The sequence below is a fragment of the Kribbella jiaozuonensis genome (assembly GCF_005233875.1).
Classification (GTDB): domain Bacteria; phylum Actinomycetota; class Actinomycetes; order Propionibacteriales; family Kribbellaceae; genus Kribbella; species Kribbella jiaozuonensis.
Genome location: NZ_SZPZ01000006.1, coordinates 582,573 through 598,251, shown reverse-complemented (window position 1 = coordinate 598,251; position 15,679 = coordinate 582,573). Strand labels below are relative to the sequence as shown.

The window sequence follows — 15,679 nt, the reverse complement described above, 5'->3', positions numbered from 1 at the left end:
CCCGCTACGAGAGCCAGGGCGGGTCGTATCGGCTCACATAGGCGCGTGCTCTTTCCGTCGGATCGGCCCAGTACTGGTGTGGTTGCCGATGCACGTGCGCTTCACAGAACTCCCGAAGGTCGCTGGTGATCGTCTCCACCTCACGGACCGGAAGACCCTCGAAGTCGCTGTTGACCTGGTGGAGTTCGGATTCAAGATTCCAACCCGACGCATCGAACGCCCACGCGCCCCACCTCGCGTACACATGCAGCGGATGTTCGAAGTCACCCATGTACATCGCCGCCAAGCCGATCCCCTTGTCGGCATAGAAATCCCGACAAGTCCAGGCCAGCACATGACAAGCCCCACTCGAGAAGAACGCCTGATCCGTCCGCTCCCACGAGACCCGCTGATCCGCCCGCTCAAGAGCAGTCCGCCGAAACACCCCAGACGCCGTCGCTGCCATGTGGAGATGCTAATGACGCGATCCCCCATCCGCGACGAGACTCCACGCATCGCGGTATGGGCGCGGGCAGTGAACTATCGGAGGCCTCGTGGCGTGACAGTGCGTCAGACAGGGTCCACCCAGGTGGCCGCCAACGCGGCGAGCCGGTCTGCAAATCGATCGACCTCACAGCCCTCAGGATCAAGTCCGAAGTGATCCTTGAGGTCGTACCAAAGGAACTCACTGAGCTCAGCGCGTGAGGCCCCTCGCATCAGCAGCCGCCACAGCGGCGCCAGCAGGCAGTCGTACTCGTCAGCAACGAGATCGGCCACTCCAATGGGATCCCATTGATTGAGCAGATACCGCAGGTTTGCCTGCCGACGCTCGATCTCGCCGACTTCAGGCTGAGCCATGTCATCGTCATCACGGCGACGTACCGGTGAGACAAGTTGGGACTGAGAAGAGACTAGCTGTGCGACCTCATGCGCACACGCTCATCGGCAGGTCCGTGCGGTCCCGATCGTGACGCCACACGCCGGGCAGGCGGGAGCCGCGCATGGCACCGCGTGGGGCACGCACCCACCAGATCCACGTCGACGGCAGCACGCGGAGAGAGCGCCCTCGCCAGGTTTCGATCCTGGTCCTCGAGATTCAGTTGCCAGCCCGTTCACCCCCGTTTGTGAGCAAGTCCGTTAGCAAGCACGCGCAGTGGAGGTAGTCGGAGGAACGCTGTTGACGGCACCTCCAGGCGTCCTCAAGATGTAGCGGTCAGCGGAGGTAGTGGAACCGCTGGCCTAGGCCGCTGCCTCGGTACAGAAGTAGCCAAGCCCGGCTTCTGTGCCCGTTGTGGAGGGGAGCTGCCCGTTCGAGACGGGCCAGTGCGGGCAAGCGTCGCCCGGATGTCGCGGTCCTCATGGGCATCCGAGCCGGGCGACGTCCACTACTGCTTGCGCGTACCTCGCCCATCGTGTCTTCCCGTCGGCACGTATCGGCCGCACATCGTCGCGGATCCTCGATTAGAGAGGTCGAACCGGCGGGTTGCGCACAGCACCGCGCGGGGCACACCCCAACCACCTCCACCACCCGCGGAAACCCAGTACGCCGTAGTCACGCGCGATGAGCGCCAACATGGCGCGCCAAGCGCCGGGCGGGTGGGAGCGGCGCGCAGCACGGCGACGAAGGAGCCGCGCGTAGCACCGCGTGGGGCAGACCCCACCAGGTCCACCTCAACCCACCAGCAGCAGGACCCGCCACGCCGCACTCACGCGCGATGAGCGCCAACATGGCGCGCCAAGCGCCGGGCGGGCGGGAGCGGCGCGCAGCACGGCGACGAAGGAGTCGCACGTAGCACCGCGTGGGGCACGCACCCCACCGGATCCACGTCTGCGGCGCACGCAGTACGTGAAGAGAGCTCCCCCGCCAGGTTTCGATCCTGGTCTTCGAGATTCAAAGTCTCGCGGGCTGCCGATTACCCCACGGGGGATCGTGGTTGCCGGGACAGTTTGCCATGAGTGGGGTGGATGACACGCTGAGGGGTTCCTTACCTACGGTGCCGTAGGTTACGGTTGCGTAGGTAAGGACCCCCGACCCGAGGGATGAAGCAGCTATGACCCCACCCGTTGCCACGCCGGACGCGCCCACCCGTACCGCGCCCGTCGTCGAGGACGTGAACACCGGGACGCTCGGCGGCGAGCAGAAGAAGGCCTGGGAGCAGGTGGCGCTGGCGTTGTTCATCGGCATCCCGTTCCTGGCAGTGCTGGCGGCGGTGCCGATCGCGTGGGGCGGTTTCCTCGGCTGGCACGACGTGGTCCTGGCGGTCGTGTTCTACACGATCGCGGGGCACGGGATCTCGATCGGTTTCCACCGGCTGTTCACGCACAAGTCGTTCAAGCCGAACCGGCCGATGAAGTACGCGCTGGCCATCGCCGGCTCGCTGGCGATCGAGGGGCCGGTGATCCGCTGGGTGGCCGATCACCGCAAGCACCACAAGTTCTCCGACCGCGAGGGTGACCCGCACAGCCCCTGGCGGTACGGCGAGACGCTCGGCGCGCTGACCAAGGGGTTCATCTACGCGCACGTGGGCTGGCTGTTCGACACCGAGCAGACCCCGCAGCGCCAGTACGCGCCGGACCTGCTGAAGGACAAGGACATCGTCCGCGTGTCCCGGCTGTTCCCGCTCCTGGTCGCGACCAGCGTCCTGCTGCCGGCGATCATCGGCGGCCTCTGGTCCTGGTCGTTCACCGGCGCGCTGACCGCGTTCTTCTGGGCCAGCCTGGTCCGGATCGCGCTGCTCCACCACGTCACCTGGTCGATCAACTCGATCTGCCACACGATCGGCGACCGGCCGTTCAAGAGCCGGGACAAGTCCGGCAACGTGTGGTGGCTGGCGATCTTGAGCCAGGGCGAGTCGTGGCACAACCTGCACCACTCCGACCCGACCTGCGCGCGGCACGGCGTACTCAAGGGTCAGCTCGACACGTCGGCCCGCTGCATCTGGTTCTTCGAGAAGCGCGGCTGGGTCACCGACGTCCGCTGGCCGGTCAAAGAGCGGCTGGAGGCCCGGCGTGTGGACTCTTCGACCCGTACTCTCAAGGCTGCCTGAAAACCTCCCACCGGCAACACCCGAAGTGCGGCATGATGCTGACGTGATCACGACGTGACGGAACCCAAACCGCGGCGGTCCGGCCGGATCCGGATGACCAGTGCCGAACGTCGCGAACAACTCATCACGATTGCCCGCGGCCTGTTCGCCCAGAAGGGGTACGAGGCCACCTCGGTCGAGGAGATCGCACACCGCGCCGAGGTCTCGAAACCGGTCGTCTACGAACACTTCGGCGGCAAGGAAGGCCTGTACGCCGTTGTCGTCGACCGCGAGGTCCGCGCGTTGCTCGACGGCGTCACCGGCGCACTCACGGCCGGCCGCGCGCACGAACTCGTCGAGCAGGCCGCGCTCGCCCTGCTCGACTACATCGAGAAGAACGCCGACGGCTTCCGGATCCTGGTCCGGGACTCGCCGGTCGGATCGTCGACGGGCTCCTTCATCTCGATCCTCAGCGACGTCGCGACCCGGGTCGAGCACATCCTCGCGGAGGAGTTCAAGCGCCGCGGCCTCGACCCGAAGAACGCGCCGATGTACGCCCAGATGCTGGTCGGCATGGTCGCGCTCACCGGCCAGTGGTGGCTGGACGCCCGCAAACCGAAGAAGCCGGACGTCGCCGCGCACCTGGTCAACCTCGCCTGGAACGGCCTGTCCGGCCTCGAGCCCAAGCCCACGCTCTCGACCCGCCCGCACAAGTAACAAGACCGCGGTCGTACGCCGACATCCGCCCGGAGGCTGACCCCGGCGCACAATCGGCCCCGTACCCTGGCGAACATGACGGGGATACTGACCGCCCGGCCGCTGCCTGCCCGGAGCAGGGCCTTCGACCTGCTGCTGGCCGGTGCGCTGTGCGTGACCGCCGGATTCCTGTCGCTCGCGCAGGCGCACTTCGGCGGCATCCTCGCGTTCGGCATGCTGGTCCCGCTGATCTGGCGCCGTACCCATCCTGAACTGGTCTTCTTCGCCGTCTGCTCGGTCGCCGCCCTGCAATGGCTGATCGGCGTCGACCTGCAGCCCGGCAACATCGGCCTGCTCGTCGCGCTCTATGCCATCTCCGTGTACGGCGACACCCGCCTGAGCCGGATCGCCCTCGGTATCGGCGGGCTCGGCGTGCTGATGGCCGTCTCGCGCTACTGGTCGAACGCGGACTGGAAACAGCAGGTCACGATGATGGTCGCGCTCGGCGCGCTCGTCTTCGGCGTCTGGGCGTTCGGCGAGCGCCGCCGCACCCGCGGTCTGTACGTCGCCCAGCTCGAGGAGCGCGCCGCCCAGCTCGAACGGGACCGCGACCGGGAGAACAAGCTGGCCGTGAGCAACGAACGGACCCGGATCGCCCGCGAGATCCACGACGTGGTCGCGCACGGCCTGTCGATCATGATCGTCCAGGCCGATGGCGGGCTGTACGCCGCCGACCAGTCGCCCGCGGCCGCGAAGAAGGCACTCGCCACCATCGGCGACACCGGCCGCGCGAGCCTGACCGAGATGCGCAAGATGCTCGGCCTGCTCAAACAGGACGAGCCGAACGAGCTCGACCCGAACCAGCCGCGTCCACAACCGGGTGTCTCCAGCCTGCCCGAGTTGATCGACAACGTCCGCGAGGCCGGCCTCAACGTCACGTACGACGTGACCGGCCAGCCTCGCGATCTGCCCGCGCTGCTCGGGCTCACGGCGTACCGGATCGTGCAGGAAGGTCTGACCAACACCCTGAAACACGCCGGACCAGGAGCCCGCACCTGCGTGAAGTTGGACTTCGGGCGCGAGATGCTGACCGTGGTGGTCACCGATGACGGCCGCGGTGCCGGCGTCGCGCCGAGCTCGGATCCGGGTCATGGTCTGGTCGGGATGCGGCAACGCGCCTCGGTCTCGGGCGGTACGGTGAGCGCCGGACCGAAGGCGGGCGGCGGTTACGAGGTGATCGCCAAGCTGCCGTACAACCTGCCGACTGGAGAGTGATGGACGACGTCATCCGCGTGTTCCTCGTGGACGATCAGGAGCTGGTCAGAGCGGGATTCACGATGCTGGTCGACTCCCAGGCCGATATGCGGGTGGTCGGACAGGCCGGCGACGGCGGTGAAGCGGTCGAGAAGATCCAGGTGACCGCCTGCGACGTCGTACTGATGGATGTCCGGATGCCGCGGCTGGACGGCGTCGAGGCGACCCGCCGGCTGCAGTCGTTGCCGGAAGCACCGAAGGTGATCGTGCTGACCACGTTCGACCTGGACGAGTACGCGTTCGCGGCGATCAAGGCCGGCGCGGCCGGCTTCCTGCTCAAAAACACCCCGCCGGCCGACCTGCTGTCCGCGATCCGCCAGGTCCACTCCGGCGACGCCGTGGTCTCCCCCAGTACGACGAAACGCCTGCTCGAGCATTTCGCCGGCGCGCTGCCCGACACCGAGACCGAGCGCCCTGATCTGGCCGAGCTGACCGCCCGCGAACGGGAGGTCCTGGTCGAGGTGGCCCGCGGCCTGTCGAACACCGAGATCGCCAGGCTCTTCACGTTGTCCGAGGCAACGGTGAAGACGCATATCGGCCGCATCCTGGCCAAGACCGGCCTCCGCGACCGGGTCGCCCTCGTCGTCCTGGGGTACGAAACGGGCCTGGTCAGGCCGACCAAGTAATACCCAGGTAGGACCCGTAGTCCCCACTGCGGTCCGACGTAACCGGGCGCGGCGATCACTAACTTCTTGGTGAAACCTCAAGAACCAAGGAGTGACATGAGCTTGCAGACCGGAGAGCTTGCGGCCGGGCGGTTGCCGCAGGACGGGGAACCGCGGACCGCGATCCGGGCGCACGAGCTGCGCAAGGTGTACGGACAGGGCGACACCGCGGTCGCCGCGCTCGACGGCGTCTCGGTCGACTTCGGCGTCGGCCAGTTCACCGCGATCATGGGACCGTCGGGGTCCGGCAAGTCGACGCTGATGCACTGCCTGGCCGGTCTGGACACCCCGACCGGCGGTCAGGTCCTGCTCGGCGAGACCGAGCTGACCCGGCTGCCCGACTCCGAGCTGACCAAGATCCGGCGGGACCGGGTCGGGTTCGTCTTCCAGTCGTTCAACCTGCTGCCGATGCTGACCGCGAAGGACAACATCCTGCTGCCGCTCGAGCTCGGCAACCGCAAGCCCGACCAGCAGTGGCTCGACACGCTGATCGACGTACTCGGCCTCGCTGACCGGCTCACGCACCGGCCGTCGGAGCTGTCCGGCGGTCAGCAGCAGCGGGTCGCGGTCGCGCGGGCCCTGGTCGGGCGGCCGGAGGTCGTGTTCGCCGACGAGCCGACCGGGAACCTGGACTCGCGGTCCGGCGCCGAGGTGCTCGGCTTCCTGCGCCGCTCGGTGCGCGAGTTCGGCCAGACCGTGGTGATGGTCACCCACGACCCGCTGGCCGCGTCGTACGCCGACCGTGTCGTGATGCTTGCCGACGGCAAGCTTGCGGGCGAGCTGCGGCAGCCGACCCCGGAGAGCGTCCTCGACGCCCTGCGCCAGCTGGGAGCCTGACGTGCGCCGTTCCATCCTCTCCTCGCTGCGCGCCCACGTGGGCCGCCTGGTCGCCGCCTGTCTGGCGATCTTGCTCGGGGTCGGTTTCGGGTCGCTGGCGATGATCGTGCACTCGTCCGCGTCGCACGGCGTCGACGAGACGATCGGCGCGCAGTACAAGGGCGTCGACGCCGTCGTCTACCCGGACCAGTCGACGATCTCTCCCGCCGACATCGCCAACGTGCAGAAGCTGCCGCAGGCCGCATCGGTCGTCACGCTGACCACGGCGTACCTACAGGTGTCGTACCCGGACCTGGTCCGGCCGACCACGCTCCCGATCGACGCGCTCTACGACACCACCCGCATCGCCGGTCCCGGCACCTCGTCCGGACGGTTGCCCACCACAACGAACGAGATCGCGCTGCCGGCCCGCGCCGCGGCCAAGCACAAGGTCGCCGTCGGCCAGACCCTGCGACTCAGCTCGTACGACGACAAGTCGTGGACCGTCACCGTCGTCGGACTGCTCGACGACTCGAAGGTCGTCGGTACGGGATCCGCGGTCGCGACTCCCGCCGCGGTCAAGATCTTCGAACCGGGTGCCTTCGTCCAAGGCATCGGGATCGCCGCCAAGCCCGGCGTCACGCAGCAGCAGGCGGCCGACGCCGCGGGGGCCGTTGTTTCCAAGGGTTTGACGACCTTCACCGGTACGGCGTTCATCGCCCACGAGGTGAAGAGCTACACCAACGGCATCGACGTACTAGGCGGTGTGTTCGGGATGTTCGCCGTCATCGCGCTCTTCGTCGCCTGTCTGGTGATCGGCAACACGTTCACGATCGTCATCGCGCAACGCACCCGCGAGATGGCGCTGCTGCGCTGCGTCGGCGCGTCCCGGCGGCAGGTGTTCTCCTCGGTGATCGCCGAGGCGAGCGTGGTCGGCGTGATCGCGTCCACGATCGGTGTCGTCTTCGGCGTCGCGCTGTCCGCGGTCGGGCTGGCGCTCTCCCGCGAGTTCGACTGGGGCATCCCGCCGGTGCCGCTGCACCTGGATCTGTCGTCGGTGTTCCTGCCGCTGCTGCTCGGCACCGTGGCGACGCTGCTCGCCGCTGTCGTACCTGCCCGGCGCGCGACCAAGGTGGCCCCGCTCGCCGCACTGCGTCCCGAGGCTGCGCCCGCGGCCGCGTCCAAGGCCGGCGTACTGCGTTTGATCCTGGGCTTCCTGCTCCTCGTCGGTGGCGGCCTGCTGCTGGCGGCCGGCGCGGCGTCGCACCAGGTCCTGGTCGGGGTCGCGGGAGGTGCGATCTCGTTCCTCGGCATCCTCGCGGTCGGTTCGCTGCTCGTGCCCGCGTTGATCCGGGTGATCGGCGCACTGCCCGCGAAGGGTGGCGGCGTACCCGCCCGGATCGCCGTCGCGAACGCGGTCCGGAACCCGAAGCGCACAGCGGCCACCACGTCCGCGCTGCTCATCGGAGTCACGCTGATCAGCCTCACCTGCGTCGGAATCGCCTCGGTACGCAAGACGTTCGACGTGTCGATGGACGGGCAGTACCCGGTCGACCTGATGGTGACGACGTACAAGGAGAAGATGCCGGCCAACGCCGAGCAGCAGCTCCGCGACATCAAGGGCATCACGCAAGTCGTCCCGATCAGCCAGGTGACGGTGAAGTCCGGCGGCCAGGAGGTCCAGGTCACGGGCATCGACCCGACCAAGGCCGGGCCGGTCATCCACAACCCGGAGGCGGCCGGCCAACTCAAGCCGGGTACGGCGTTGATGGACCGGTCAACGATGATCATGCTGAAGCTCGAGAACGGATCGCCGCTGACGATCGTGTCCGGGCAGCACAAGCTGACCGTCACCGCGCAGCAGGCGACCGGGCTCGATCCGATCACAGTCAGCTCGTCCGATCTCGCCAAGCTGGCGCCGACCGCGCCGGTGACCGGGTTCTGGCTCGCGTCGGATCCGAAGGCGGACGGCTCGGACGTGATCGACGCCGTGGAGCAGTCGATCCCGACCGTGAAGGACCTGTCCGTCACCGGCGGGCTGGCCGAGCGGACCAGCTACACGAAGATCTTCGACGTACTGCTGATCGTCGGCGTGGGTCTCCTCGGGGTCTCGGTGCTGATCGCGCTGGTCGGCGTGGGCAACACGCTCAGCCTGTCGGTCCTCGAACGGACACGAGAGAACGCACTGCTCCGCGCGATGGGTCTCTCCCGCCGCCAGCTGCGCCGGATGCTCGCGGTCGAATCGTTGCTGATGGCACTGGTCGCGGCCGGTCTCGGGATCGTGCTCGGCCTGGTCTACGGCTGGACCGGGACGAGCGCGCTGATGGGCGGCCAGACGGTCGACGGCGGCGTCGAGTACGCCGTACCGGGGAAGCTGCTGATCATCATCGCCGCCGTCGCCGCGATCGCCGGTCTGCTCGCCTCCGTCCTGCCCGCCCGCCGGGCGGCCAAGGTCGCACCGGCCGGTGCGCTCGCGACCGAATGAGCCAGCGGCTCGCCCGGCTTGAGGGGGCCGGGCGAGCCGCTCGTCACACGATCTCTATCCGATTCCCATGTCCGTCGGCGGTGTGGAACCGCCGGCGGCCGGGGATCGTCTCGTTGTCCCACGTGACCGGGTATCCCAGACCAGCCAATCGCAAGGCCAGCCCGTCCAGGTCGTCGACGGCCAACGCCGGATGCGCCTTCTTCGCCGGAGTGAACCCCGCCTCCACGCCGACATGGATCTCCGCGTCACCGGCCTTGAACCAGCAACCGCCGCGCGACTTGAGCAGCTCCGGCTTCTCGACCTCGGTCATCCCGAGCGCCTCGGCGTAGAACGCCCGCGCCACGTCCTCGCCGCCGGCCGGGCACGACACCTGCACATGATCGAGCCGCATGCTCATCCCTCCTTGCGTGCCACTGCGAAGATGCGGCGGAACGGCAACAACGTCCCGTACGACTTCTGCGGATACGCCTCCGCCAGCCGAGCGCCGTACTCCGCCTCGAACTGCTTGCGCAGCTCATCCGGCAACGACTGCAGCACCGGCCGCGCACCGGTCCCCTTCACCCATTCCAGTACGGCGTTGTCGCCCGCGAGCACGTGGAAGTACGTCGTCTCCCACGCGTCCACCACGCAACCCTCCGCGCTGAGCACATCGACGTACTCCGCCGGACCGGGCACGTCCGGCCGCAGCGACGCGTCCTTCGCGAACTCGGCGTACGGCTCGGTCTCGGCGAGCTCCCGCAGGATCGCGTGCGACGGCGCGTTCCCGTTGCCCGGGATCTGGATCGCCAGCCACCCACCCGGCCGCAACGCCCGCACGAACCCGGGCAGCAGGTCGACCTGCTCGGGGATCCACTGCAGCGTCGCGTTCGTAACGATCACGTCGAGCGATCCCGGCTCGGCGGCCCACTCGCGAACATCGCCCAACTCGAAGCCGAGATGGTCGTCGGCGTACTCCGCCGCGGCCTCGAGCATCTGCGGTGAGCTGTCGATCCCACGGATCACGGCCTCCGGCCAGACCTGGCGCAGCGTCGCGGTCAGCGCGCCCGGACCGCAGCCGAGATCGACGACGGTCCGTACGTCGGTCGCCTGCACCCGCTCGACCAGGTCCCGGAACGGGCGGGCCCGCTCGTCGGCGTACGTGCCGTACTGCACTGGACTCCACACCGGTGACGCACGCATCGGTCTGCACCTCTCTCCACGATTTATCTTGACATCGAGATACTCTAGACCTGCGACTTGTCTTGATGTCAAGAGTCTTGATGGGTAGTCTCGAACCATGGAGGACGAGGTCGATCGGCTGATCGAGGCCTGGCGCCGTGAGCGCCCCGACCTCGACGTGGCGCCGATGGAGGTGCTGTCCCGGGTCAGCCGGCTCGCGCGGCACCTGGATCGCGCCCGCAGTCAAGCGTTCGACACCCACGGCCTGGAGTCGTGGGAGTTCGACGTACTCGCGGCGCTCCGGCGCGCGGGTGCGCCGTACCAGCTCTCCCCCGGCAAACTGCTGAAGGAAACCCTGGTCACCTCCGGCACGATGACGAACCGGGTCGACCGGCTCGCCGCGCGCGGCCTGGTCGAGCGGCTGCCGGATCCGTCGGACCGCCGCGGGGTCCTCGTCCAGCTGACCACAGCCGGCCGCGACGCGGTCGATGCCGCGATGGCCGACCTGCTCACCCACGAGCGCGCGCTGCTGGGATCGCTCAGCGAGCGCGACCAGCAGAAGATCGCCCGCGTACTGCGCGAGCTGGTCCGCCCGTTCGATCTGGAAAAGCACTAACAATATCCGGACAAACGCGCCGTGGAATTCTGCCGGAATAATCCGAAAAGACGACCCGTCACTTCCGCCCGGTTCCGATCGTTGCTAGTTGCAACGAGATCGAGAGGCTGTTGTAGCCGTCGACTATCGACACTGGGTGAGACCCCGCACTAGGGTCATCACCGTCGGTGGTTGACCGACCACAAACTGTCAGATCACGGTGACTTCGGCGGCAAGAGGTGGTCCGCCGAAAGTGGCCGCGCGGTGTCCGGGGCTCGGGGCCCGAACAACGCCGGCCGGCACGGGGCCCGCTCACCCAGAGTTCGGCGCCCCCTCCGAATCACAGGGGATCGGAGGGGCGCCGCGCTCAATCAAGCGTTTCTACTCGGCCAGCTCGGCGGCTTCGAACCATGCCGTCTCGAGCTCGGCCCGCTCGTCGGCCAGCTTGCGGAGCTCGGTGTCCAGCCCGGCCAGCCGCTCGTAGTCGCTGGCGCTCGCGGCCAGCTGGTCGTGCAGCTTCGCCTCGGTCTCGGTGAGTTTGGCCAGCTGCCGCTCGATCCGGTTCAGCTCTTTCTTCGCCGCCCGCGACGCCGCCGGGTCGACCGACAAATTGCTGGACATCTCCGGCGCCGGTGTCAACGCATTTGACGGCGCCCGCCGCGGAATTCCGGCCTCGAGTTCGTCGAGATACTGATCGACACCGCGCGGCAGATGCCGCACCTGGCCGTCACCCATGATCGCGTAAACCATGTCGCTCACGCGCTCGAGGAAGTACCGGTCGTGGGTGACCGTGACGACGACGCCGGGCCAGCTGTCGAGGAAGTCCTCCAGCACGGTGAGCGTCTCGACGTCCAGGTCGTTGGTCGGCTCGTCGAGGATCAGCACGTTCGGCTCGTCGAGCAGAATCCGCAGCAGCTGCAGTCGGCGCCGCTCGCCACCCGACAGGTCCGAGATCCGCGTCGTCAACTTGTCCCCGGTGAACCCGAACCGCTCCAGCAGCTGCGACGACGTTAGCTCACCACCTCGCCCCGCAAGCGCCGCCGTACGGCGGATTGCGGTGATGTGCTCGAGCACTGTTGACGCACCGTCGACCTCGTCGAGGGTCTGGGACAGGTTCGCGACGCGGACCGTCTTGCCCTGCTTCACCACGCCGCGGTCCGGGGCGAGCTGCCCGGTCAGGACCTTGAGGAACGTCGTCTTGCCCGCGCCGTTCGGGCCGAGCAGCCCGATCCGGTCCGCCGGGCCGAGGCGGAACGTGACGTGGTTGAGCATCACCCGGTCACCGAAGCTCAGGCTGACGTCCTCCACGTCGAACACGTCCTTGCCGAGCCTCGCCGTCGCCAGCTGCGACAGCGCGAGCTTGTCGCGCGGCGGCGGCTCGTTCTCGATCAGGGCGTTGGCCGCCTCGATCCGGAACTTCGGCTTGGTCGATCGCGCCGGCGCACCACGGCGCAGCCAGGCGAGCTCCTTCTTCAGGAGGTTCTGCCGCTTGGTCTCGGTGACCTGCGCGCTCCGGGACCGCTCGGCCTTCGCGAGGACGTAGGCGGCGTAGCCACCGTCGTACGACGAGACGTGGCCGCCCTGCACCTCCCAGGTGACCGTGCAGACCGCGTCCAGGAACCAGCGGTCGTGGGTGATGACGATGAGGGCGCCGGCGCGGTCGACGACGTGCTCGGCGAGCCAGCTGACGGCCTCGATGTCGAGGTGGTTGGTGGGCTCGTCGAGGACGAGCAGGTCGACCTCGGTCAGCAACAGCCTGGCGAGCGACGCCCGGCGGCGTTCGCCACCGCTCAGGCTGCCGACGAGCGCCTGGTGGTCTATCTCGCCGAGCAAGTGCTCCATCACCGAGCGTGTCCGCGGATCGGCAGCCCAGGTGTAGGTCTCGACATCGCCGAGCACTGCGTGCAGCACGGTCTGCCCGGGGTCGAGGTCGTCGCTCTGCCCGAGATACCCGAGCCGCAGGTCGCGGTTGTGTGTGATCCGGCCGCTGTCGGGCTCCTCACGCCTCGCCAGGACCTGTAGAAGCGTCGATTTGCCGTCGCCGTTCCGTCCGACCACGCCGGCCCGTTCACCGCGCCCGATCCCGAGGGTGACCGAGTCGAGCAACGTCCGGGTGCCGAAGCCTTTGGAAACAGCTTCCATATTGACCAAGTTAGGTGCCGCCATAACGGGCCCCAGGGTATCCGACCGCTCCGCACGTGCCAGGATCGTCCAGGTGCTGAATGCTGCCTGGCTCGACGGCCTGTCCCTGGGCGACCCGATCGCCGCCGATCCGCTGGAGGGCGGGTACGCCAGCAAGACCTACCGCGTGCGTACGTCGCTGGGCCGGACCGCGGTCGTGAAGACCCAGGAGAATCTGCCGTCCGACCTGTATCCGCTCGAAGCCGACGGCCTCGACGCGCTGCGGGTCCCGGGCGGGTTCGCCGTACCTGAGGTGCTTCGGGTCACGTCGTCGTTCATCGTGCTGGCGGACCTCGGTACGGCGGAAGCGTCGCCGACGTACTGGGAGGACGCGGGGCGGGCGTTGGCGCTGCAGCATCAGCAGACGGCCGACAAGTTCGGCTACCACCAGGACAACTACCTGGGCACGCTTCCGCAGCGGAACCCGTGGACGACCGACGGGCACGCGTTCTTCGCCGAGCAGCGGCTGCTCCGCTATCTGGAGGAGCCGAACTGCTTCTCGCAACTTCCGGAGGCCGACCGCCGCCGGTTGGAACGCATCGCTCTACGTCTGCCGGACCTGGTCCCGGCCCAGCTTCCGTCTTTGTTGCACGGCGACCTGTGGCACGGCAATCTCCTCCCCGGCCCCGACGGCGAGCCGGGCATGATCGATCCCGCCGTCAACTACGGCTGGCCCGAAGCCGATCTGGCCACGCTGCTCATCTACGGCAACCTGTCCGACCAGTTCTTCTCGGCGTACGAGGAGCTGCACCCGTTGGCCGACGGCTGGCGTGAGCGCATGCCGCTCCTCCATCTGCGTGAGCTCCTCTGCATCACCGCCCACTGGCCCGACCGCGCGCAGACCGTCGCCGAGATCCACACGATCCTCAAGAGCTTCGATTGAGGTTCAGCAGGTACTGCTTCTCGTTGAGCGGGTTGCCGTCTGTGCGTGAGCGGATGGGTGCCGGGCCGGGGACCGGTTGGTAGGTGTGGAAGGTGGTGGCCAGGAGACCTTCGCCGTGGGTCAGCGTGGGGAGGAAGGTCTCGAAGGAGTGCGTCGTGGCGGCGGGGATCGTGCCTTCCAGGTGGGCCTGGGTCTCGGTGAGGGTGGTCTGGGAGACGACGCCGCGGTGTTCGGCGATGTGGGCGAGGACGCGCGAGACCGTGTCGGCCGGGGCGTCCAGCTCGAACTGGTTGACCGGCTCGAGGACCGTCGTACCGGCCTCGGCGATGGCCTGCATGAGGACCAGCGGGACAAGACGGCGGAAGTCGGCGGCGACGGTCGCGACGCTGGAGTAGGCCGTGTGGGTGAGATCGACCCGGATGTTCGGGATCTCCCAGCCGAAGAGGCCCTGGTGGAGGGTCAGGCGGACCGTCTCCTCGATCGCGGTGTGGAACGCGCGGGGCAGCCCGCCGAGCTCGACGATCAGGTTGTACTCGATGCCCTCGGCAACGGGTGAGACGCGGAACCCGACACCGGCCGCCCACAGGTTCTCCGGCGCGGTGATCTCACGGACCGCCTCGCCTGTCCCGTCAAGGCGTTCGACGTGGATCGGCGTCGTCTGGCTGAAGGTGACGTCGACGCCGTACTCCGTTGCGAGCAGGGACGCGATCACCTCCTTCTGCACCTCGCCGTACAGGCTGACGGTGATCTCGTCGGCCTTGCGCACCCGGATCAGCGGGTCCTGCTCGGCGAGCTGTGTCAACGCCTGGAACAGCTTGACCCGGTCGCGCGCACTCACCACGGTCTCCAGCGTCGGCGGTGCGAACAACCGCCCGACCTGCTTGGTGCGGACACCGAGCTGATCGCCGATCCGGATGCTCTTCAACCCGCGCAGCGCCACGATCTGGCCGGCCTCGGCCCGATCGACCGGATGACCCGAGACCTCGATCGCGCTCGGACGAGCCTGGTACTCCGGTCCGTCCACCGGATGTACGTCGACGTACGAGCGCGACGTCAGCGTGCCCGCGAACATCCGGGCCAGCGCGATCTTCTGCCCGGCCGCGCCGCGATCGACCTTGAAAACCCTTGCCTGCAAGGGATCTTCTGATGCTGGAGTTGCTCTGGGCAACCACGAACGGATGCCCTCGATCAGCTCCGCCACCCCAACCCCGGTCATGGCCGACCCGAAGTACACGGGATGCACCTGCGCAGTCGCCACCTGCCGCCGTAGCTCGCCGGCGACATCGAGCGGAGCGCCGGACAAGTACCCCTCGAGGAACTCGTCGTTGCGCTCGGCAAGCATCTCCGCGAGCGGCTCGGTGTCCTGCGGCACCAGGCCCGCGGATCGTGTTCCGAGATCCGTGACACCGACCATCGGTACGGCGGACGGCGTCAGCAAGCGCTTGATGTCCGCCAGCAGATCGTCGTACCGCGCGCCGACGCGGTCGATCTTGTTCACGAACAGCAGGGTCGGGATGCGCAACCGGTCGAGGGTGCGCATGAGCAACCGGGTCTGCGGCTGCACGCCCTCGACCGCGGAGATCACCAGCACCGCGCCGTCCAGCACGGACAGCGCCCGCTCGACCTCGGCGATGAAGTCCGAGTGTCCGGGCGTGTCGATCAGGTTCACCGGCAGGTCGCCCAGCGCGAACGACACGACCGCCGAACGGATCGTGATCCCGCGCTTGCGCTCGAGTTCCATCGAGTCGGTCTGGGTGTTCCCGTCGTCGACCCGTCCGACCCGGTCGATAACCCCGGCGGCGTACAGCAGCCGCTCGGTCAGGCTGGTCTTACCGGCGTCGACATGCGCCACAATGCCCATCGTCAGAGAGTTCAAGAGTC

The 15,679-nt window shown here is 68.1% G+C and carries 14 protein-coding genes and 1 tRNA gene; 8 read left to right on the top strand and 7 right to left on the bottom strand.

What is annotated here, in order from left to right; translation table 11 throughout:
- Positions 1–4 precede the first annotated feature (4 nt).
- The 3 genes from FDA38_RS38295 to FDA38_RS42515 all read right to left on the bottom strand — a co-directional run bounded on the left by FDA38_RS38295 (position 5) and on the right by FDA38_RS42515 (position 1,907).
- Complete coding sequence (locus tag FDA38_RS38295; protein ID WP_137259050.1) at positions 5–445, bottom strand: hypothetical protein; 441 nt, start codon at positions 443–445, stop codon at positions 5–7.
- A 104-nt stretch (positions 446–549) separates the two neighbouring features.
- Positions 550–837, bottom strand: a complete 288-nt coding sequence (locus FDA38_RS38290; protein WP_137259049.1) for a hypothetical protein — start codon at positions 835–837, stop codon at positions 550–552.
- Positions 838–1,835: 998 nt separating this feature from the next.
- Positions 1,836–1,907, bottom strand: a tRNA-Gln gene (locus FDA38_RS42515).
- Between the two features lie 123 nt (positions 1,908–2,030).
- On the opposite strand from FDA38_RS42515, the gene FDA38_RS38285 reads away from it, so the two are divergent.
- The 6 genes from FDA38_RS38285 (at position 2,031) to FDA38_RS38260 (ending at position 8,981) form a co-directional block, all read left to right on the top strand.
- Positions 2,031–3,026 (top strand): acyl-CoA desaturase, encoded by a 996-nt coding sequence (locus FDA38_RS38285; protein WP_137259048.1) that lies wholly within the window; start codon positions 2,031–2,033, stop codon positions 3,024–3,026.
- A 54-nt stretch (positions 3,027–3,080) separates the two neighbouring features.
- Positions 3,081–3,722 carry a TetR/AcrR family transcriptional regulator gene (locus FDA38_RS38280; RefSeq protein ID WP_137259047.1) on the top strand — a complete coding sequence of 214 codons (642 nt, stop codon included), beginning with the start codon at positions 3,081–3,083 and terminating at the stop codon, positions 3,720–3,722.
- Between the two features lie 75 nt (positions 3,723–3,797).
- Complete coding sequence (locus tag FDA38_RS38275) at positions 3,798–4,976, top strand: sensor histidine kinase (RefSeq protein WP_137259046.1); 1,179 nt, start codon at positions 3,798–3,800, stop codon at positions 4,974–4,976.
- Positions 4,976–5,641, top strand: a complete 666-nt coding sequence (locus FDA38_RS38270; RefSeq protein ID WP_137259045.1) for a response regulator transcription factor — start codon at positions 4,976–4,978, stop codon at positions 5,639–5,641. The genes FDA38_RS38275 and FDA38_RS38270 overlap by 1 nt, the downstream gene beginning before the upstream one ends.
- Positions 5,642–5,737: 96 nt before the next feature.
- Positions 5,738–6,517: an ABC transporter ATP-binding protein gene (locus tag FDA38_RS38265; protein ID WP_137259044.1), complete on the top strand. Its 780-nt coding sequence runs from the start codon at positions 5,738–5,740 to the stop codon at positions 6,515–6,517.
- Between the two features lies 1 nt (position 6,518).
- The gene (locus tag FDA38_RS38260) at positions 6,519–8,981 is read left to right on the top strand and encodes an ABC transporter permease (RefSeq protein ID WP_137259043.1); all 2,463 of its coding nucleotides are present in this window, start codon (positions 6,519–6,521) and stop codon (positions 8,979–8,981) included.
- Positions 8,982–9,024: 43 nt separating this feature from the next.
- On the opposite strand, the gene FDA38_RS38255 is transcribed toward FDA38_RS38260, so the two are convergent.
- Positions 9,025–9,372, bottom strand: coding sequence for a VOC family protein (locus tag FDA38_RS38255; protein WP_202878026.1), 348 nt, complete (start codon positions 9,370–9,372; stop codon positions 9,025–9,027).
- Positions 9,373–9,374: 2 nt separating this feature from the next.
- Complete coding sequence (locus tag FDA38_RS38250; RefSeq protein WP_137259041.1) at positions 9,375–10,160, bottom strand: methyltransferase domain-containing protein; 786 nt, start codon at positions 10,158–10,160, stop codon at positions 9,375–9,377.
- Between the two features lie 97 nt (positions 10,161–10,257).
- Between FDA38_RS38250 and FDA38_RS38245 the strand changes: the two genes are divergently transcribed.
- The gene (locus FDA38_RS38245) at positions 10,258–10,755 is read left to right on the top strand and encodes a MarR family winged helix-turn-helix transcriptional regulator (protein ID WP_130440594.1); all 498 of its coding nucleotides are present in this window, start codon (positions 10,258–10,260) and stop codon (positions 10,753–10,755) included.
- 360 nt (positions 10,756–11,115) lie between these two features.
- On the opposite strand, the gene FDA38_RS38240 is transcribed toward FDA38_RS38245, so the two are convergent.
- Positions 11,116–12,876 (bottom strand): ABC-F family ATP-binding cassette domain-containing protein, encoded by a 1,761-nt coding sequence (locus FDA38_RS38240; protein ID WP_380092105.1) that lies wholly within the window; start codon positions 12,874–12,876, stop codon positions 11,116–11,118.
- 73 nt (positions 12,877–12,949) lie between these two features.
- Between FDA38_RS38240 and FDA38_RS38235 the strand changes: the two genes are divergently transcribed.
- On the top strand, positions 12,950–13,798 hold the full coding sequence (locus FDA38_RS38235; RefSeq protein ID WP_170990004.1) for a fructosamine kinase family protein: 849 nt from the start codon (positions 12,950–12,952) through the stop codon (positions 13,796–13,798).
- On the opposite strand, the gene FDA38_RS38230 is transcribed toward FDA38_RS38235, so the two are convergent.
- Positions 13,782–15,659, bottom strand: a complete 1,878-nt coding sequence (locus FDA38_RS38230; RefSeq protein WP_137259038.1) for an elongation factor G — start codon at positions 15,657–15,659, stop codon at positions 13,782–13,784. The two genes, FDA38_RS38235 and FDA38_RS38230, sit on opposite strands and share 17 nt — an antisense overlap.
- Positions 15,660–15,679: the final 20 nt, after the last annotated feature.